The sequence below is a fragment of the Eubacterium sp. AB3007 genome (genome assembly GCF_000688015.1).
In the GTDB taxonomy this organism is placed as follows: domain Bacteria; phylum Bacillota; class Clostridia; order Peptostreptococcales; family Anaerovoracaceae; genus Aminicella.
The window spans coordinates 1,753,586-1,773,867 of record NZ_JIAD01000001.1; the positions used below are offsets into that span (position 1 = coordinate 1,753,586).

A 20,282-nucleotide genomic window follows, 5' to 3' on the forward strand; every position below is an offset into this window, starting at 1 on the left:
AAGTTAATATGTACCTTGAAAACCGAATAACTTGCAAGAAATGCATCACAGTAAGAGATCGAGATCAATATCTGAAAGGTATTAGTAAGTAAAGACTAAGCAAGAAGGGTATGAATCTACGATTTCAACCGAGAAGCCAGGAGAAGAACAACGTAACAGTATGTTCTTTGACAAAAGCAAGAAAGTCCATACATGAGCGCCATGTATGGCAAGCTAAGAGAACCGAAAGGAACTCAATTGGCCAAGCAAAGAAGGGCATAAGGTGGATGCCTTGGCACTGGGAGCCGAAGAAGGACGTGACAAGCTGCGAAAAGCTACGGTGAGGAGCACATATCCGTTGACCCGTAGATGTCCGAATGGGGGAACCCGGCTGAAGTAATGTTCAGTCATACCGTACTGAGTCAAGCAGGTACGGATAAGGTAACGCGGGGAACTGAAACATCTAAGTACCCGCAGGAAGAGAAAGCAACCGCGATTTTCCTAGTAGCGGCGAGCGAACGGGAAAGAGGCCAAACCAGGTGCTTGCACCTGGGGTTGAGGACTGCCAAAGGATGTTGACATGTTAGCAGAACATGGTTGGAAAGTCAGAGCATAGAGGGTAAAACTCCCGTATGCGAAAACATGAGACACAGGGCAGGATCCAGAGTAGGGCCGGACACGTGGAACCCGGTCTGAAGCAGGGGGGCCCACCCTCCAAGCCTAAATACTACCCAGTGACCGATAGCGAATAGTACCGTGAGGGAAAGGTGAAAAGAACCCCGGGAGGGGAGTGAAAGAGAACCTGAAACCATATGCCTACAATCGGAGGGAGCGAAAGTGACCTCGTACTTTTTGTAGAACGGGCCAACGAGTTATGGTATGCAGCGAGGTTAAGGTGCTGGAGCACCGGAGCCGAAGGGAAACCGAGTCATAACCGGCGAAAGTTGCATGCTGTAGACCCGAAACCGGGTGACCTATCCATGTGCAGGTTGAAGTGTCCGTAAAAGGACATGGAGGACCGAACCCGTATCTGTTGAAAAAGGTTGGGATGACGTGTGGATAGCGGTGAAATTCCAATCGAACCCGGAGATAGCTGGTTCTCCCCGAAATAGCTTTAGGGCTAGCCTCGTGTGGTGATACCTGGGGGTAGAGCACTGAATGTCCTAGGGGCCTTCACCGGTTACCGAAGACTATCAAACTCCGAATACCAGAATATCAAACACGGGAGTCAGACTATGTGTGATAAGATTCATGGTCGAAAGGGAAACAGCCCAGACCGTCAGCTAAGGTCCCAAAATGCAGATTAAGTGGAAAAGGATGTGGGGTTGCACAGACAGCTAGGATGTTGGCTTAGAAGCAGCCATTCATTCAAAGAGTGCGTAATAGCTCACTAGTCGAGTGACCCTGCGCCGAAGATGAACGGGGCTGAAATCTGTTACCGAAGCTACGGATACCTATGGGTATGGTAGGGGAGCATCGTATGCGGGCAGAAGCTGTTCCGTAAGGGATGGTGGACTGCATACGAGAGAGAATGTTGGCATGAGTAGCGCAAGGCAGGTGAGAATCCTGTCCACCGAAAATCTAAGGTTTCCTGAGGAAGGTTCGTCCACTCAGGGTTAGTCGGGGCCTAAGGCAAGGGCGAAAGCCGTAGTCGATGGACAACAGGTAGATATTCCTGTACCACCGAGTACCGCATGAGCGAGGCGGGGACACGGAAGGATAAGCTGAGCACACCGTTGGTAGAGTGTGTCCAAGCGTCGAGGCAGGTATGGTTTAATCATCATAGCGAAACTGAGGCGCGATGGGGTGACGAAAGAGTCTGAAGCAGCTGATTTCACGCCGTCAAGAAAAGCCGCTAGCGAGGTACAAGGTGCCCGTACCGCAAACCGACACAGGTAGATGAGGAGAGAATCCTAAGGTGAGCGAGAGAACTATTGTCAAGGAACTCGGCAAAATCACCCCGTAAGTTCGCGAGAAGGGGTGCCAGCGAGAGCTGGCCGCAGTGAAAAGGCCCAGGCAACTGTTTACCAAAAACACAGGTCTCTGCGAAAGCGTAAGCTGAAGTATAGGGGCTGACGCCTGCCCGGTGCTGGAAGGTTAAGGGAAAGTGTCAGGGCAACCGAAGCACGGAACTGAAGCCCCAGTAAACGGCGGCCGTAACTATAACGGTCCTAAGGTAGCGAAATTCCTTGTCGGGTAAGTTCCGACCCGCACGAAAGGCGTAATGATCTGGGCGCTGTCTCGACAATGGACTCGGTGAAATTGTAGTGCCGGTAAAGATGCCGGCTACCCGCAGCAGGACGGAAAGACCCCATGGAGCTTTACTGCAGCCTGATATTGAGCCTCGGCGCTGCATGTACAGGATAGGTGGGAGACAGAGAACTGAGTACGCCAGTATTCAGGGAGTCACCGTTGGGATACCACCCTTGTAGTGTTGGGGTTCTAACCGCGTATCATGATCTGGTACCGGGACAGTGGCAGGTGGGCAGTTTGACTGGGGCGGTCGCCTCCAAAAGAGTAACGGAGGCGCCCAAAGGTTCCCTCAGCGCGGACGGAAATCGCGCGAAGAGTGCAAAGGCAGAAGGGAGCTTGACTGCAAGACAAACAGGTCGAGCAGGGACGAAAGTCGGGCTTAGTGATCCGGTGGTACCGAGTGGAAGGGCCATCGCTCAACGGATAAAAGCTACCCTGGGGATAACAGGCTGATACCCCCCAAGAGTTCACATCGACGGGGGTGTTTGGCACCTCGATGTCGGCTCGTCTCATCCTGGGGCTGGAGTAGGTCCCAAGGGTTGGGCTGTTCGCCCATTAAAGAGGTACGCGAGCTGGGTTCAGAACGTCGTGAGACAGTTCGGTCCCTATCCGCTGTGGGCGTTGGAGATTTGAGTGGAGCTGTCCTTAGTACGAGAGGACCGGGACGGACTTGCCTCTGGTGCACCAGTTGTTCTGCCAAGGGCACAGCTGGGTAGCTACGCAGGGACGGGATAAGCGCTGAAAGCATCTAAGTGCGAAGCCCCCCACGAGAAGAGATCTCCCCCGCAAGGTAAGGTCCGTGGGAGACTACCACGTTGATAGGTCGGAGGTGGAAGTGCAGTAATGTATGGAGCTGACCGATACTAATAGACCGAGAGCTTGGCCAGCAAATGGCAAAGAAGGTGAGTGAGCGGACTTGCAAAGTTATTCGGATTTGAGGGTACCAACTCTCAAAATGAGCGCGAAGACAGGTTCGTGGAGGACAAGGAACGCAAGGGATGAGCGAGGGAGCGTATTGAGATACGTGACCGAGGGAAGAACGAGCAGTGACGAAGTGATCCGCGAAGATGGCGAGCGCGAATGAATCTGGTGGCAATAGCGAAGAGGTCACACCTGTTCCCATCCCGAACACAGTAGTTAAGCTCTTCAGCGCCGATGATACTCGGTGGGAGACTGCCCGGGAAAGTAGGACGCTGCCAGTTTCGACAGAAGACAGATCGCTACGGCGATCTGTTTTTTTTAGGCTGGAGGCGCGCGGACCTTTGAGAAGGCCGTTGCGTGACCATGGATTTTCCTTGCGCTCCGTTGCCTGGGGGATGCTGCCGGAAGCCGTTTCCGTCAATTATTCGATGTGCACAGGATGACGGAAAATGCTCGCCTGAAACGATGCTCCTCCTGAACAATGATCCCATGGAACAATGCTTCCCGATTCCTTGGAATACCTCTCACCAATCGAAAACCGGCTTCTCCGGCGCATCCCGCCGCATGCCCGCGGCACAACGGAGCATTTATTCTTCCTTTTCGATAGAAAACAGTTGACATTTCGTTGATTTTTTTGTATTATTTATTTTGCACGTGTGTGCATTCCGCTCGGCAGGCTCACAAGCCGGCAGCCGCGCGGGCTAAATCAATTTTAGTAATGCCGACCAGATTGCACAGGGCAATCCAGTAGGCAGGACCGAACCAGAACCGGATGCGCAGACGCAGCCAAGGCGATCGTCACGACTGACGCAGGACGCACGGTTCCCAGTAGGTAGAAAGGATCTATATCATGAAATCTTACATTGCTAAGCCTGCAGAGGTACAGCGTAAGTGGTACGTTGTAGACGCTGAGGGCAAGAACCTCGGAAGACTCTCCTCTGAGATCGCTTCCATCCTGAGAGGTAAGAACAAGCCGACGTTCACACCGCACGTCGACTGCGGTGACAACGTGATCGTTGTCAACGCTGAGAAGGTGGCAGTCACCGGCAAGAAGCTTAAGGACAAGATCTACGTCACTTACTCCGGTTTCCCAGGCGGAAAGAAGGAGATCACACTGGCGGAGATGCTGGCCAAGAAACCTGAGGAAGTGATCAAGCACGCCGTGAAGGGCATGCTCCCCAAGGGCAAGCTGGGCAGACAGATGTTCAAGAAGTTACACGTTTATGCAGGTCCTGAGCACAAGCACGAGGCTCAGAAGCCGGAAGCACTGGAAATCTAAGAAAGGGAGGAATAGAACATGGCTAAGACACAGTATCGTGGAACAGGCAGACGTAAATCTTCCGTTGCCAGAGTAAGACTTCTCCCTGGAACCGGCAAGGTTGTCATCAACAAGAAGGACCTGAATGACTACTTCCCAGCAGAGCTGCTGCGCCAGGAGGTCATGAGACCGTTTGGTGTTGCAGGATGCGAGGGCAAGTTTGACGTCATCGCCCTGGTAGGCGGCGGCGGACTGACAGGACAGGCAGGCGCACTGCGTCACGGAATCTCTAGAGCACTCTGCGAGGCAGACAGAGAGGCTTACAGAGCTCCTCTGAAGGCTGCAGGATTCCTGACCAGAGACCCGAGAATGAAGGAAAGAAAGAAATACGGACTCAAGAAAGCTCGTAAGGCTTCCCAGTTCTCCAAGCGTTAGTCGATCCGAGTCGATCTGGCGACAGTCAGAACAAGTCAACAGACCACAGAAAACCGCGGTTATTGCCGCGGTTTTTGCTTGCCGGTTTTCTGTTGTCGCATCTTCAGCTGCCGCTGTTTCTTTCCTCGCTTTCCGTTGCCACTACTTTCCCGGCCGGATCGACATGATCTGGAGGGACAGGCCGCGCAGGGTCACGTCCACATCCAGAGTATCCTCCACGCTGAGCTGGCGACCCTCCGCATGAGGAGAGAAAAGGTTGTCGTTAAGCAGCGCCCGTCCCGTCTGTTTTGGCCCGCTGAAATTCACCTCAGAAAGAAAATGGAACAGGCTGCTGTGATAGGTGTACGTATATCGGCACACAGTGTAGTCCCCCGGCGGGAGTTCCAGGCGAAACCGCAGATTCAGCTCCTCCCGGAAGTTGCGTATCATCTCGTCCGCTGCCTGAGGCGTCCCTTCCTCATGGCAGAGGCGGAGGATCTCGTCATTGTAGTTGAACGTCAGCAACAGATACGCGTCATGGGGAGCATCCAGCTCCACCAGCGCGTAGTGCCTGCCCCGAAGTTTCAGGCGGCCCGGTGAGCCCGTCATGACAAAGAGCGCGTCGTACAGCGGCTTGTGCGCGCCGGTCGGGGTAAAAAGCCCGTTCCCTCCGGAGATGGGGATCTCATCGGTGTCCGGGTCGCGAAGCGGCAAGACCATCTGTCCATTGCTGTTGAAGATGCACTCCAGAAACAGGCTGATGGGGCCTGCCAGCGTGTCGTAACCATAGTGACGTGTCAGTGGCACAAAGCTTTGTGTGGTGATCGTCACGGCGATCCTTGAATCTGTCAGCTTCTTCGTGAGCGCTTGGATTTCCCGCGGATCATCCGCAGAGGCCTGATAGAGTAGCACATGGAAACAGGAGAGATTCTGCATCACAGTGCCGATCTGCGCACCCATCTTCTTCACGTCATCCAGCGTCAACGTGACGGTGGGGACGCATTCCAGTCGCCGGATAGTCTGGGTATGCCGATCCAGACGCAGTACTTCCGGGCGAGGGGAGGCGGCATAGACAAGCCGGTTCTGCGACACCACCTGAAACGCCACCTGAGAGAGGGTATCCAGAAGCGTGTCCATCGGCAGAAACTCCACCTGGGGCAGGTTGGTGACATCCAGCCGCATGTGCCGGTACGTAGCCAGATGCTGCTCTGGTGCACAGTGGTACCACCGACGGAAAGCCTGCTCGTAGTACCGGCTGGTGGAGAACCCACAGATCTTGGCGATACGGCTGATCTTGGTGGTATTTTCCAACAGAAGCAGTTCCGATGCCTCTGTCCGCATGAAAGACACCAGGTCTCGGAAACTGAGCCCGGTGCAGTCCTTGATCAGGTGGGACAAGTAGAACGTACTCAACCCCTCCTGCTCCGCCAGGGCGGCCAGCGAGACAGGTCCTGTCATGTTCTCCTGAATGAAACGGATGACCCGAAGCATGCGTTCGATCGACTTACGGTTGCTGATGTCCAGGTCGCGGATCTCCTCGTCCCCGATGGAGAAGAGGACGAAACGCTGGTCGATGAGGGTGATGATCTTCTGACAAAGCCCTGTGCACATGTCCAGATACCCTTCCGTCCGGCGGAAATATACTGAGATCAGCTGCAGGAGCTGCTCCTTCAGCCAGCCCAGATCTGGATCATTGCGGTTGTCCAGCTTGGTATGATATGTCCAGGGGAGAGAGTCCGGGAAGTGGGAGGCCAGAAAATCACCGTTGACATGGATAACAGCAAAAAGATCTTCATCGCTCAAGCCTCGGATCCCGTGGACTGAGTGCGGCGATACCGTGAACACGTCCCCGGCGGAGAGCGTATCTGTGGTACAGCCGGTCTTCAGGATAGCGCTACCCTTCAGCAGAAAGATGATCTCCAGGTCATGGTGATAGTGGATGGGAAACTCCCGAATGTTGGAGACCGTGATCTCAACGGGACAGTTGTTTTCGTACGGAATGGTTTCCAAAAGCAAGGTCAATACCCCCTGTATGTTTTTAAATCTGACTGAGTTGCGCATAATTTTATTTATATTGCTATTATACACCAAGGGAGGGGTATGTAGGAGTTAAAATGAAATTACTGCCCCCGGGCCGCTGTTCTATGGTATAATAGAGCAAAAGTGTGTCAAAAAGAACCGTCCCCTTTGACACACTTTCGGCGAGAGGAGGGACAGATATGACCAGAGAAGAGATTGTCAGACTGGATGGGAATGTGATTGACCGGTGGACCCTGGAGGAGATTCAGGAGAGCAAGGACGTGAAGGTGATCCGTGACAACGGCATCGATGGGAACCACTTGGGGAAGCACTGGTATGTGGTTGAGTTTTACGGGGGAGAAGGCATCAATGTCTATTGCAGATAGGAGAACAGATGCCCTCATCGGCGGCGCCATATTCGATGTGGACGGGACGCTGCTGGACACCATGCCTTACTGGCACGATGTGGGCGCACGGTTTCTCACTTCCATCGGCGTAGAGCCGGAGGAAGGGCTGGGGGACAGGCTTTTCACCGAGACTCCCATAAGCGGCGCGGCCTACCTGCAGGAGCACTACCACCTGGATATGTCTCTGGAAGAGATCGTGAAGGGCACCAATGCCCAGATCGAGCGGGTGTATGAAGAGGTGGCCCCCTTCAAGCCCGGGGCCAGAGAACTGGTGGAACGCTTTGTGCAGGCGGGGATCCCGTGCACCGTGGCGAGCTCCACGGACCGGTACTGCATCGAAGCCGGCCTCAGGAGGCTGGGTGCGCTGGACCTGTTCGATGCTGTTTTTTCGGCGGGGGAGCTGAACACCACCAAGGAAAGCCCGCTGATATTCTACGCAGCCATGGACGCCATGGGCACGGAAGAGTCGGGCACCTGGGTGTTCGAGGACGGACTGTACGCCATCAGGACGGCCCGTGCGGCGGGATTTCGGACGGTGGGGGTCTATGACCGTATGTCGGAGGCCGACCAAGAGGAGATCATGCGGCAGGCGGACTTCTACTACAGGAGCCTGGAAGATTTTGAGTTTATATAGGAAGGGGACGACATGATGGACAAGAAGATCCTCATCGTGGACGATGATCCGAATATCAGGGAGGTTCTCGCCGTCCTTCTCGGCAGTGACAGTTACGACGTGGAGGCGGCAGAAGACGGCAAGCAGGCCGTGGACCGGGTGACGGGAGGCGGACACTATGACCTGATCATTCTGGACATCATGATGCCCAATATGGATGGGGTGGAAGCCTGCGCCAGAATCCGGGAGCACTCCTCTGTGCCCATCCTTTTTCTGACCGCTAAGGATCAGGATCAGGACAAGGTGGAGGCCTACACCAGCGGGGGAGACGATTTCCTGGTGAAGCCGTTCTCCCAGACGGAGCTCCTCATGAAGTGCAAATCTCTGATCCGGCGCCATACGGAGTATGACAAGCAGGAGAAGGTAGCTTCGCCGGACGAGGTGGTGGTGGACAACCTGGTGGTGGACACACGCACCCGCTCGGCCCGGAAGGGGGATCTTCGCATCAATCTGACGGACAAGGAGTTCGACATTCTGCGCTATTTCATCGACCACAAGGGCGAGGTGGTGCAGAACAAAGACCTATACGAGAATGTTTGGGGGGAGTCGTATCTGCCTTCTGCCAGCAATACCATCATGGTGCACGTTCTGAACCTCCGGAAGAAACTGGAAGACGACATTAACAAGCCACGTATCATCAAGACCGTGTGGGGAAAGGGTTATCGCATTGAGTAGAGTGGATGAGATGCTGAGGAGACTGACCAGACGTCGGTTCTTTGCTCTCAATTTCAAGATGATCATGGTAATACTGACAGCCGCGGTGATCGCCATCGGGGCTTTTTTTGGGTTGACTGTGCTGGAAGAACATATGGCCCAGGACTTCTACCTGTCTGACAGCGCCCAAAAGCGCCTGACGGACAACGCCTATGATTCTCTGACGGCCTACATTCAAAAGAATCACGTGAAGGCTTCCGACACCCAGAAACTGAACGCATGGCTGGAAGAGCAGGACTACACCCAGCTCATCGTGTACGATAACAAGCACGACATCTATTCGGCAGGCTTTGTGCTGGACAGCAGCGACGCCTCCGCCGTCTCTCAGGACAGCCAGTCCACCGCCCTTCACAACAAGGCAGACGCGGCAGACGCGGACCCTGAAGAGGGGCGCATCCGGGCGGATAGGTTCCAGGCGGATCTCTACAACAGGATCGTGAGTTTTGCGGATGGCAGGTACTACGTGTTCATCAAGGTCACAGAGGAGATCAGCTGGTACAACACCATGAATATCCTCAACGTGGTCATCTCTGCTATGCTCTTTCTGTTCGTCATACTGATCTATAACACGCTGATCATCCGGCGGATCGGGCAGCTCTCTGAAGAGGTGCAGCAGATCTCGGAGGGCGATCTGGACCTGGCGATCCACGTGGGACACAACGACGAGATCGGCAACCTGGCCGCCAGTGTGGACAGCATGCGGGACGCCCTGATCGAGAGGATGAATAACGAGCGGGAAGCCTGGGATGCCAACACCCAGCTCATCACTGCCATGTCTCACGACATCCGCACGCCGCTGACTTCCCTGATCGGCTACCTGGACATCATCGAAAGCGGCAAGTTCGACTCCGAGGAGGAACGCAGCCGCTACATCGCTTCCAGCCGGGAGAAGGCTTTTCAGCTGAAGGAGCTCTCCGACAAGCTCTTCCGCTATTTTCTGGTGTTCGGCCGCGAAGAAGCCGAGCACGACATGGAACTGGTGGACGGCGGGATCCTGTTCCAGCAGCTGCTGGTGGAGCATGTGGCAGAGACCACCGGCTACGGCTACCGCGTCAATCTCCAGTACAACATCCCCGAGGGCGTCCTGGTCCGCGTGGATATTTCCTCTGTGCAGCGGCTCTTCGACAACCTCTTCTCCAATCTCATGAAATACGCCGACCGCCGCTTCTATATCGAGATCAAAGCCGATCTCATCCGGGACAAAGTCAAACTCATCCTCTCCAACCACATCCAGGAGGAGACCAAGAAGGTGGAGAGCACCAAGATCGGCGTCAAGACCTGCAAGAAGATCTGTACCGACATGGGCTGCTCCTTCCACGCCATGGAGGAGGAGAAAATCTACACTACCGAGATCCTGGTGCCCGTGGTGAAGGTGAGTGATTGATATTGATTTGAAAAAAGTTTATTTTGGGTGTTGACAAGCACACCGCCCAGTGGTATTATAGTCATGTTCGAAACAACTGAATACGCACCATTAGCTCAGCTGGGAGAGCACCTGACTCTTAATCAGGGTGTCCAGGGTTCGAACCCCTGATGGTGTACCAAAGAAACCCTTGGAATTTCAACAATTCCGAGGGTTTTGCTTTCTTCCTTATATTTCCATATTGACCTAAAACGACCTATTTTGACCCATCTGACGTTGCACCAAACGTTGCACCAAATTCGGCAAAGAAAAACCACCCCCGGTGAGGGGGCGGATAATCGCAGAGAAGGCTCTATTCAGATACCAATGTCTGATATAGTTTCATCAAATGTGCAACACAATCAGTCTCCGACGTGATATCCCATGCTTTCCCATAAGCCTCCCAGACAGCCCGATTGTTGGCACGGTGAGCCGTGCGCAGTTCAACAGGCATATAGTTTTCATCGTATAGTGAAGCAAGAGTTTCATCGGGGTATTGTTCGCGTGCAGCAAGTATCGCGGCTGCAGTCTCTTCTATTTTTTTGATGCATTGTTCAGATGGGTCAGGCCAAGGGAAAGTGTTGTATACAATGCTTGCTGAATATCTATAGTCGCTTTTAATTCTTCCGCATACTGTTCTCATCCAAGCCATGTGAACATTAGAAGTCAATACTCCAAAGTGATATAGAGAGTCCGTTGGAATCAGCATATTAGCGTCGCCGCAAATCACGTCAGGCGACATGAATCCAAGAGGGATGTATCTGCGCTTTTCGGATGAATGACGAGGAACTAAAATATACTTGCTTTCTGGTTGACGTATTTCTCCGAACAAAAACGGAGTAAGAGCGAGGTCTCTCGTCGATTTTCTGTTACTGCTCAACCTATGTTCTTTTACACCGGCAATATGCTGTTCTATTTCAGGAACATTTCTGTATAGTGATGGTGTAACATCCTTTAGCCACAAACAATACCTCTCGACATTGTTGATAAACTCTCTACTTCCAACGAACCGTTTAATACAACCCGTCAGCTGCGGATATCGTGAAACGAGATCGTCATGTTCTTCTCGAGATAGGAATAAGAAGCCGCCATCATTTGCCATACTACCGAAAACCATAGGCGGGACATCGGATAGAGGGGTTTTTCTGCTTGCGACTAATACATTAGGTGCGTTAACAAGATAGGCATTGATATTGTCGACCTCTTGAAGTATTCCATCGGTATATAGTCTTTTGGGAGAAGTACCTCTGCCGCAACTAAAACCAATTATCACGCAATGGACATGAGCCTTCAAATGAGCCTCCGAGTCCCAGATAAAGGTTCGATGGGCGAAATCAATAACGACACCCATGGATAATAACGCATTCCAAAGAATTGAGACAGGTTCTCCCTGTGTGATGGAGTTAGTTGAAACCAGCGCTGCATGTATATCGGTGCTCTTCATATAATCCGCAGCCTTCTTATACCAGCACGAGACATAATCCAAGTTACCAACGCCCTTGCTGCCCTGAAAAACGGAGGAGACATCTTTTTTCTGGGAGACATTCATCATACGTGCCCCAATGAAAGGTGGGTTACCCATGATGTAGTTCAGCCTGTCGGAAGAAACCACGCTGTTCCAGTCCATGGTTACAGCGTTTCCTTCTGTCATGTTGACATAGGTCTTCAACGGAAGAAAGTCGAGGTTCAACCGAACAATGTCCTCTGTCTCCTTCAACATCTGGGACTCCGCAATCCACAGGGCGGTTTTGGCGACGGTCACGGCGAAGTCGTTGATCTCGATCCCGTAGAACTGCCGGATAGAGACCTTGATGGGACTGATCCCGGCAGCGCCGAACATGATCTGCCCCTTGGTCAGTTCCAGCAGTACCTGATTTTCAAGTCTGCGTAGTGAGAGATAGGTTTCCGTGAGGAAATTTCCGGAACCTGCTGCGGGATCCAGAAATGTCAAAGACGCCAATTTGTTCTGAAAAGCCCGCAACTTGGTGTCTTTTGTCTTGGCGACTTTCAGTTTCTTGATCTCTGCGAATTCTGTTTTCAGGGCAGAGAGGAATAGCGGATCAATGACTTTGTGGATGTTCTCAATAGATGTGTAGTGCATCCCTCCGCTGCGGCGGGTCTCCGGGTTCAGTGTGCTTTCAAAGACCGCGCCGAAGATGGTGGGAGAAATGTCGCTCCAATCAAAGCCGAGGCTGGCTTTATCCAGCAGAAGGTCGCGGATGTGATCGGTAATCGGTGGAATGATGATATCCTCTTCGGTGCTGAACAGTCCCCCGTTGACATACGGGAATTCCAAAAGGTTCTCGTTGGCGAAGGGGTCACGTTGATCCGGTTCTGTTGCAAGTATCCGAAATAATTCTATCAGCCCCATTCTCATGTTCTCTGGCTTGAACGAGTTCAGATAGTCGTGGAACATGTCCCGTCGCCCAAAGATACCGGCATCTTCGGCGTAGAGGCAGAAGACCAGACGAACGCAGAGGACATTCAGACTGTGAAGATAGCGAGGGTCTTTCTGATCCGGGTACAAAGCCAGGAACGCGTCGTAAATCTGACCGACCAGTTCCCCGGCCTTGATAGAGACCTCCATCTCATGCTTGAGATAGTCCTTCTTTGTGTCGATCAGGAAGGAGAACTCATTGTATCTCTTTGGAAGTTCGGAAAGGGCAATTCTGGTAGGGGCTTCCCCCGGCTTGTTCATATTGTAAATCAGGAACTCGCCGAAGTTACTTGTGATGATCCACTTAGGATACTCATCGGCCGGGAGATAGTTGGCATAGTTCTTCGCCTGTTCAAAGGGCGTGAGCATTGATCCGCCAGACTGTTTGCTGGCTTTGGTGAGAGACCGCTCAAGGCTCTTCTGTTCAATGATCACCTTGGTATCAGGAAGGTAAGCGTCGATGAACTTGGTACTGCCGTTAATAACGACTTCCTTCTCAAATTCAATATAACTTGTCGGATGCTCCACGTCGAGCACATCTTGAAGGAAGGAAAGCCAAAATGAGTGAGTATCTCCCTTCTCATAGCCACGTCCATTCCAATCGGCGGCGAAGGTTTTCGCTGCGTTCCTTTGTTCCATATCTGTCATAGTATTCACCTCGCTGTTAGATAAGTCCATTATAGCATAAGGAAAGGGGTATAAGAATACTGAACAGACCATTTCTATTCCCCTATGTGTTGAATAGTTGGCAGCAAGATAACAGCCCCCCGGAGCATTCCGAGGGGTATTATAGTAGAAGCCTACTGTAACACACTGTATTACAGGATCACGTCATCATCAGTGAAGTAGTAGGCTTGTATTTCGTGCCCGTCAGTGTTGACGAAGCGGCCTTGCAGTGTCTTAGGAAGTGAAGCTGCTAAGTCGTTGTCAAGGACGATCCTCGAGAGCACGTCGTCGGCGCGACCACATATTCTATAGTCAACGTTGTTCTTAATCTGGCCGGGCAAAACATTGGCATCGGGACGTTGGGTTCCCAGTATCAGGTGTATTCCGGCAGCACGGCCGAGACGGGCGATGGTGGACAATGACTTTATGAGTTCGTCGATGGCTGCCTTGTCTTCCTTCGATGCGCCGGTCTTGTCCGTCATCTCTGCAAGTTCATCGCAGAAAAGAACGATGCAGGGGAGGCCGCGGGCATGCTCCCGATTGTATTCCATGGTATTTTTGCAGCCTGTTTCTTTTAAGGCTTGTATTCGGCTACTGAGAATGTTCAGCAGTCCCTGAAGTAGACAAAGTGTTTCGTCGTAGTTGGTGTAGACTTGCAGTGTACCCCAGACAGTTTTGGAGTAGTCAAGGCCGCCTTTGAAGTCGACCACATAGACCTGATAGCAACGGAGTAGGCATTGGTATAATAGAACTTTCATCAAAACCGTTTTGCCGGAGCCGGTTGAACCGCCTATCAGAACGTGAGGTGTGACCTCAAGATCGATGGTTTCTCTGCCGAAGACACTAACGCCAACGGTCAATTGATTGGTGATATTATTTGCGATGCTTTTGTCCCATGGCAGATAAGTCGGAAGACCACCTGTCGCTGGGACGTAATATATCAGTATCTCATGTGTACCGCGTCCGTACTGGATATCGGCAATGCTGATGTTGAGTGCGGTTTCTATTGCCGCTTGCCGTTCGAGCCATAGGTCAAGTGATATTCCTCGACTTCTGAAAATCAGGCATTGAAGCGGTCTGCGGTGATGCTCCCGTCGGATAAGCCGCGGCGTCTCTCCGGCTCTGTTAACGATCCCGGCCCGACGGAGACAGTGCTCCGTCCACAGTGCCATTGGTGGGCGGCCAGAGACATAGACATAGATGACTACAGTAAGTGATGAGATGAGCACCGCTTCGATAACGGAGGCTATTTGTACCAATGGCGCGAGTGGATCGTTTGCCACATCTGTTTCGGCGTTGCATCTTGTCAGGCAGATCACAATTTCGGATAGTACAATTATAGCCAGAACGATCAGTCTTATGGGTTGTCTCTTGATTTTTCCGACACCCAGAGAAACAGTTTCAACTGCATTGACAAAGCGGGTCTCACTTCTAATGTTTTCGGCTTCTCTATACATGTTCGTTCCCTCCTTGGAGTATGTTGGAACAATCAATTCCTTCCTCTTCTATGTAGTCAAACAGGGAGTAGGACGTGAGGATGTCTTCCTCGGTTACATTGGTAGTCACCAATGTGGGACTATCGTATACATGGGGAAACGGCTCGTTTCTCCTCCTGTTAAATGCTTCTGGTGCGTCGGACACGCCGGGGCGAAGGAGGGGGTGGTAAATTATTTTCCCTGAAGGATCGGCTGAAATTGTGTAGTCATCAATGACGCCGTTTCTATTGTAATGTCGCACATAATTGATGCGTCGTATTAAAGCACGCCATGTTTCGGGCTGAACATCCTGAATAGCGAGGTATTGTTCCTCTAACGGGATATTAGAAGTTATTATTACAGTGGTGAAGCAAGCCTGACGATCATAGTAACGTGCCGGGAGTTTGAGCGGATACCGATCAAGGTAGTTAAGCATTGATGAAATGGGTATTTCCGAACGAAACTCTTCCAGTACAAGCACTTTCTGTCCCATGTAAGCATCAAATCTAACTTTGTTCCTGTCGGGATAGTCGGTAATACGGCAGATGTCTTTCGCGTCGTAACACTGATATATACTATACGTCTTGCCTGTGCCGGTTGCACCGTAAACATAGTACACGGTTACATCGCGGAATGAGTTTTGATGGTCGGTGTTCAAGAGTTCCTCTCTTGCTGTATTGATGCAGTTGATCTTGAATATGTAGTCTGGACTATCCTTTATGATTTCGGCGGTGCTCTTGCCCGCTGTGATATCTTCGAGGAGCTTCTGATTTTTGTTATTCGATCTGGAGGCACCCGGCGTAGGAATTTTCCCAAGTTCCCTAAATGTACCGGGGATTGAAGTTTCTGCTTTTTCGCTGTCTTTCCACTTTCCATCTTTTTTGATATAATCCCTTATTTCTGCGGGTGAACCTAATGCCTTTTCTATGTGTGCACGTGGAAAAGTCATCTTCATGGTTGAAAACCTGCGTGGGTTTTCAGAATGGATGTAGATGTGCACGTGCAGTGTACCTTGTTCACCTTTCTCAAAAGCGAAACATGCGTAGTCAAAAGTGTTCATTTGTATAAGTTCTATCAGAGCGTCTTCCGTCAGTGGAGACGCTCCATTGAAGTTAATCGTCAGCATCCACCCTCGGGATTGCGGGTCTTTTGACTTTGACGTAGTTATGTCTTTTAATTCCATGACACTATCTCCTTGTGTTGTTCTATGCTACATGCTACTTGTAGCACAGGTAATACTTCGCTGTGCTACACGCAGGCAAAGCCTGCGGCCAGCCGCCGCCATGTGCTTGGGGGCACACAGCGACGACCGGCATGTCATGCAGTTTCAGTGATCCATTAGCCCTTGTCAGCCGTATGGATGCCGGTAGCGGTAGCGGATATGACAGGCTTTCCATCAATGATGTATGCCTTGATTTCCATGCCGGAAAATTTCACGATGGGGAATGTACCTTCCTCAGGTTCCATCTGCTTTGCTCCGGCGATTTTAACGGTAATACTTTCGAGTTTGTGTATGGGACAAGCAATCTTGTACTTGTAGCCCGCTAATGCCCTATCCTTTTTGTCAGCACTGTAATCATAGTACGGTGTAACATCGGTGAGCAGGAGCCCCTCTCCAAGGGAGCGGGGATCAATTCTTAAGTTGCTTATTGAGATCATATTATTGCCTCCTGTTTTATTAGTTTTATTTGGGTAATATCGAATGGTTGTACAGCGGTCAATTTGGAAGACGCTGGAAGGGAGTGTGCCGACAAGCGACACGGCGGATAGTATGGCTCTATAAGAGTGCTTGTGGTTCTCTTCGTGCGGATATTAGTATTTTCTCTTCATGTTATTGAGCATCGCAGCCACGTCATCCACAAGATAATCCTTCCGGTTGCCAACTTGGACATATTCAAGTTCGGAAAGAAGTGATCTTGCAGCATCACGCCCAATGCGAAGCATGGACGCGAGTTGGCTTATGTGGATGAAGGGCGATCCTCCGGTGAATACAAGTATGTCCTTCTTTATCGTGGTCTTTGTCATGGGTGAATGCCCGGAATATAGATTATGTCGCAAGATGAAGGACTTAGTGTTTCGTTCTCTTTAGTTGTTATTCTTCCGGTCACGATAGCATCGCGATGAGTGCAGGCTGCGTCCTGTGCAACGTGAATAACGGTTAAATTGTTGTTGGTTGTCGTATTGTGGCGGGTATTGTCTACATGGTAGGTTTGTTTCACGTTGGTGTTGCCCATAATGCTCCTCCTTTCCTGCTTGAGTGCACAGGAAGGGTCTGCACAATTTGGAGTGCCGGTATTCTCATTTCGCACACTGAAAAGCGAGCCTTCATTAGATGAAGCCCCGCAGGTGTTCCCCTATTCTCTTGTTTTGGATATTCCGGGCTGCCGTGACAATAGCCGCGGCAACCTGTATTCTCATATATCGTGGTATTCTGATGGAGGAATAGTCTCTATATGGGACATAACTATCCATCAGTGGTTCTGATTAACTAAAATAAATGACTAAAATAAAATTACTTACATATATATTATACCGCGCTTTCAATATTTTTTCACGGAAATAGACGACCTTCACAAAATCTTCACATTTCTTGCTTTTTGCTGTGTAATTCATCGACACTCTTCTTGGCGGCAGCAATCGAAGTTTCCTCTGCGTGACTATATATTGCGGCTGTAAGGGAGATATCGGCGTGCCCCATGAGATCCTTGGCAACTTCGATGGGGACGCCGGCGGCTCTTAGGTCGGTGCAGAAGGTATGTCTCAAGCAGTACGGTACCAGATCGGCGGCGACGAGATCATCTTGCGGAACAGCACGATTGACGGAAGCCCTCTTGCCGGTGGAGCCGTCCCTATAGGCCTCCTCGATTGATCCGGCCTTGCCGCCCATGTGGATGTGCATGGCCAAGCGGAAACTTTCCCACATAGTTCGGAGACTGGACTTGGTGTGATGCATATTTTGCCGCGATTTTTTCCGTTGAGGCGCCACATAGTCCTCCGATCTGGGTGAGCGTTCTTCCCGGAGGCGGAGAAGTGCTGATTTTAGAGACAGCGATAGGAAAACGTCGCGAGTTGCGTGGATCGTCTTACCATTATATCTATCAGTTGCGTCAGCAATGCGATCATCAGACTTCACCATATCCCGCACATGTATGATATCTGCATCAAAGTCGAGGTGCTTCCATTTTAGTGCTGCCACCTCTCCGGGGCGGAGACCGGCATAGAGCATAATCAGGTAAAACTCCCCGCCGACGAACTCAGATGCCGTTTCGACTAAAACCTTACGTTCCTCATCGGTAAGTGATCTGCGAGTGTTCCTTATTGCGGGCACTGGCTTAATAATGTCTATTACTGGAGAGCGACGAATAAGGTTGTTGTACTCTGCCTTCTGAAATAGGCTATTGAGTGTATTGTATACCTTGTTGACGAGAGAAGCAGACTTACCGGAAAGTCCATCCATGATGCCCTGAACATCCATTTGCTTCACTTTTGACAAAGGATATCCACCAATGGCAGGGAGAACCCAATTATTAAGAATGCCTTCGAGGTCTCTATAGTAACGGTCGTTAATCTTCCCTTCCTTATAACGGTGTAGCCACTCCTGTGACCACTCCCGGACAGTCATACGCCCGGTGCGTAGCCGTGATCCTTCCTCCAGTTCCTTGCGTAACAACGCTTTCTTCTCGACAACCTCTTCTCTTGTGTAGCCGCTAACATAGTGTCGCTTGCCCTCAAACGTGATCGACCCGCGGAGCAGTTTCTGCCCGTTTTTCCCTGCCATTGCTTTGTGCCTCCGATGCAAAAATCATGGGATTAACTGTCGATAATAGTATATCACAGACAATTGAACGTTGCAATAGTGGTTGCACAATTCGAGTAAAATATTGAAATATCAACAAACGACACAAACCTCTTAATCAGGGTGTCCAGGGTTCGAACCCCTGATGGTGTACCAACTAAGATATGCAGTTTCAACAGAAATTTGCATATCTTTTTTATTGCTCAAACCCGTTGGAATCACTGCATCCCCGCAATTCCAATCCTTTCAGCGTCATAGATCGAGGCGAAATCTATCATGTCCGACAAGGTATTTTGGAGCATTTTCACCTCAGGTGTTACGAAAATTTGACGATTACTGACATTAAAAATCCCCCTTCATTGAGGTGACCCCCAAAAGTTAGACTTTTGCTCCAGTGAGAAATCGCTGGAGTTTTTCTATGCAGCTAATATCTCTTCCCGGTACTCAACTGGACTCCGGTATCCAAGAGATGCTTTGCTGCGCTTTTGGTTGTAGTAACGTATGTATTTGTCTATCGCATCTTTGAGTTCATCGAAGCTTCTGTATACCTGACCATAGTACATCTCCTGCTTCATGATCCCAAAGAAGTTTTCCATGGGTGAGTTGTCGTAGCAGTTGCCTTTGCGAGACATGCTTTGAAAGATCCTGTTCTTCTTCAGTTCATAGCGATAAGCATTCATCTGGTATGCCCAGCCACGGTCAGAGTGAAATGTGCGTCTGAACTTGCAATCGCTTGTTACATCGATTGCCTCATTCAAGGCCGTCATTATGCTCTGCGCAGATGGACGATCTGAAATGCCATAACTCAGGATCTCCAGATTCCACATATCCATGAATGGATCAAGATAAAACTTCTTGATGGATACTCTGCCTTTGTCATCCGGCTCATAGTACTTGAACTCTGTCGTATCCGTAGTGATCTTCTGATGAGGAATGTTAGTGTTGAATCTTCTGTTCACTCTGTTTGGAGCGATTCTTCCTACGACACCCTTGTATGTACTGAACCTGCGGCTCTTCCTGGTGAATGAGGTGACCTGCATGCCATACTTCTGGACTATGCGATGGACGCGCTTCTTGTTTACCTTGATGCCTTGCTTCCGAAGCTCTCCATAGATTCGACGATAGCCATAGTTCTTATGCTTTTCTCTGATATCTCTCATGATCTGAAGAAGCTCAGCATCCGGATCCTCGCGATCAAATCGCTTCTGCCAGTACATATACGTGGCTTTTGGAAGTCCTGCTGCTGCGAGAATGTCCTTTAATTTGAATTCTCCTCGGAGGCTGTGGACGATTCTCGCAGTTCGTTCAGAAGACCTTCCTCCTCTAAACGCAGCCTCCTCGCTTCTTTTAAAAATGCATTCTCGATCCGAAGTCTAAGGTTCTCCTCCTGCAATTGCCTAAGAAGTTCCTTCTGCTCTTCCGAATCACCATCTTCGATCTCACGGATGACTTTCTCTTTATCCATCGTTCGTTTTCGACCTTTCTTTTTGGGTCTCAGGGCATCAGGACCAGCTGCACGATACGCCTTAACCCATTGGGCTATTCGACCGGGATCCATCATCTCGACCTGAAGTGCAAGGTCCTTGTATGAGAGTTCACTTGATAGATACAATTCTACAACATGAAGCTTGAATTCAAAAGAATAAACTTGATTCTGTCTGCTTCTTCTAAGACCGTCATCCCCAAAATGACGATAGTTTGAAACCCATCTCTGGATAAGTGATCGTGTGAGACTGTATTTTTGGCTAAGATAATTACAGCCTCCTTGTCCACTTAGGTATTCATCCACAACTATGCGTTTAAACTCATAACTATACTTTGCCATAACAAAACTGACCTCCTCCAGTTAGATTCTTGGTCTAACTTTT

The 20,282-nt window shown here is 50.6% G+C and carries 16 protein-coding genes, 1 tRNA gene and 2 rRNA genes; 9 read left to right on the forward strand and 10 right to left on the reverse strand.

What is annotated here, in order from left to right:
• The first annotated feature begins 239 nt into the window (after positions 1-239).
• From P156_RS0108345 to rpsI, 4 genes are all read left to right on the forward strand, one after another.
• Positions 240-3,119, forward strand: a 23S ribosomal RNA gene (locus P156_RS0108345).
• Positions 3,120-3,317: 198 nt separating this feature from the next.
• Positions 3,318-3,434, forward strand: a 5S ribosomal RNA gene (gene rrf, locus P156_RS0108350).
• Between the two features lie 569 nt (positions 3,435-4,003).
• The gene (gene rplM / locus P156_RS0108355) at positions 4,004-4,432 is read left to right on the forward strand and encodes a 50S ribosomal protein L13 (protein WP_034802430.1); all 429 of its coding nucleotides are present in this window, start codon (positions 4,004-4,006) and stop codon (positions 4,430-4,432) included.
• An 18-nt stretch (positions 4,433-4,450) separates the two neighbouring features.
• Positions 4,451-4,846 carry a 30S ribosomal protein S9 gene (gene rpsI / locus P156_RS0108360; RefSeq protein WP_027869736.1) on the forward strand — a complete coding sequence of 132 codons (396 nt, stop codon included), beginning with the start codon at positions 4,451-4,453 and terminating at the stop codon, positions 4,844-4,846.
• Between the two features lie 141 nt (positions 4,847-4,987).
• Here the strand turns inward: rpsI and P156_RS0108365 are convergent, their stop codons facing one another.
• Positions 4,988-6,835: an AraC family transcriptional regulator gene (locus P156_RS0108365; protein ID WP_185752179.1), complete on the reverse strand. Its 1,848-nt coding sequence runs from the start codon at positions 6,833-6,835 to the stop codon at positions 4,988-4,990.
• Between the two features lie 209 nt (positions 6,836-7,044).
• Between P156_RS0108365 and P156_RS0108370 the strand changes: the two genes are divergently transcribed.
• From P156_RS0108370 to P156_RS0108390, 5 genes are all read left to right on the forward strand, one after another.
• Positions 7,045-7,230, forward strand: a complete 186-nt coding sequence (locus P156_RS0108370) for a hypothetical protein (RefSeq protein ID WP_027869738.1) — start codon at positions 7,045-7,047, stop codon at positions 7,228-7,230.
• Positions 7,214-7,885 carry an HAD family phosphatase gene (locus P156_RS0108375; RefSeq protein ID WP_034802433.1) on the forward strand — a complete coding sequence of 224 codons (672 nt, stop codon included), beginning with the start codon at positions 7,214-7,216 and terminating at the stop codon, positions 7,883-7,885. Before P156_RS0108370 ends, P156_RS0108375 begins: the two co-directional genes overlap by 17 nt.
• Before the next feature lie 12 nt (positions 7,886-7,897).
• Complete coding sequence (locus P156_RS0108380) at positions 7,898-8,599, forward strand: response regulator transcription factor (protein WP_027869740.1); 702 nt, start codon at positions 7,898-7,900, stop codon at positions 8,597-8,599.
• A gap of 1 nt (position 8,600) precedes the next feature.
• The gene (locus P156_RS12895) at positions 8,601-10,022 is read left to right on the forward strand and encodes a HAMP domain-containing sensor histidine kinase (protein ID WP_051600856.1); all 1,422 of its coding nucleotides are present in this window, start codon (positions 8,601-8,603) and stop codon (positions 10,020-10,022) included.
• A gap of 84 nt (positions 10,023-10,106) precedes the next feature.
• Positions 10,107-10,182 (forward strand) — tRNA-Lys (locus P156_RS0108390).
• A gap of 171 nt (positions 10,183-10,353) precedes the next feature.
• Here P156_RS0108390 and P156_RS0108395 read toward each other — a convergent pair.
• The 9 genes from P156_RS0108395 to P156_RS13570 form a co-directional block, all read right to left on the reverse strand.
• Positions 10,354-13,125 (reverse strand): DNA methyltransferase, encoded by a 2,772-nt coding sequence (locus P156_RS0108395; RefSeq protein ID WP_027869741.1) that lies wholly within the window; start codon positions 13,123-13,125, stop codon positions 10,354-10,356.
• A 170-nt stretch (positions 13,126-13,295) separates the two neighbouring features.
• The gene (locus tag P156_RS12145) at positions 13,296-14,600 is read right to left on the reverse strand and encodes an FtsK/SpoIIIE domain-containing protein (RefSeq protein ID WP_051600857.1); all 1,305 of its coding nucleotides are present in this window, start codon (positions 14,598-14,600) and stop codon (positions 13,296-13,298) included.
• Positions 14,593-15,801, reverse strand: coding sequence for a hypothetical protein (locus P156_RS12150; RefSeq protein WP_051600858.1), 1,209 nt, complete (start codon positions 15,799-15,801; stop codon positions 14,593-14,595). The genes P156_RS12145 and P156_RS12150 overlap by 8 nt, the downstream gene beginning before the upstream one ends.
• 155 nt (positions 15,802-15,956) lie before the next feature.
• A complete protein-coding gene (locus tag P156_RS0108410) occupies positions 15,957-16,277 on the reverse strand; it encodes a hypothetical protein (protein WP_027869742.1) in 321 nt (106 codons plus the stop codon).
• Positions 16,278-16,430: 153 nt separating this feature from the next.
• The gene (locus P156_RS0108415) at positions 16,431-16,643 is read right to left on the reverse strand and encodes a hypothetical protein (RefSeq protein ID WP_027869743.1); all 213 of its coding nucleotides are present in this window, start codon (positions 16,641-16,643) and stop codon (positions 16,431-16,433) included.
• A complete protein-coding gene (locus P156_RS0108420; protein ID WP_027869744.1) occupies positions 16,640-16,852 on the reverse strand; it encodes a hypothetical protein in 213 nt (70 codons plus the stop codon). Before P156_RS0108420 ends, P156_RS0108415 begins: the two co-directional genes overlap by 4 nt.
• A 347-nt stretch (positions 16,853-17,199) precedes the next feature.
• Positions 17,200-18,396: a tyrosine-type recombinase/integrase gene (locus P156_RS0108425; RefSeq protein WP_027869745.1), complete on the reverse strand. Its 1,197-nt coding sequence runs from the start codon at positions 18,394-18,396 to the stop codon at positions 17,200-17,202.
• A 434-nt stretch (positions 18,397-18,830) separates the two neighbouring features.
• Entirely contained in the window at positions 18,831-19,769 is a 939-nt protein-coding gene (locus P156_RS13150) for an IS3 family transposase (RefSeq protein WP_242838727.1), read from the reverse strand.
• Positions 19,673-20,239, reverse strand: a complete 567-nt coding sequence (locus P156_RS13570) for a helix-turn-helix domain-containing protein (RefSeq protein WP_027869747.1) — start codon at positions 20,237-20,239, stop codon at positions 19,673-19,675. The genes P156_RS13150 and P156_RS13570 overlap by 97 nt, the downstream gene beginning before the upstream one ends.
• Positions 20,240-20,282 lie beyond the last annotated feature (43 nt).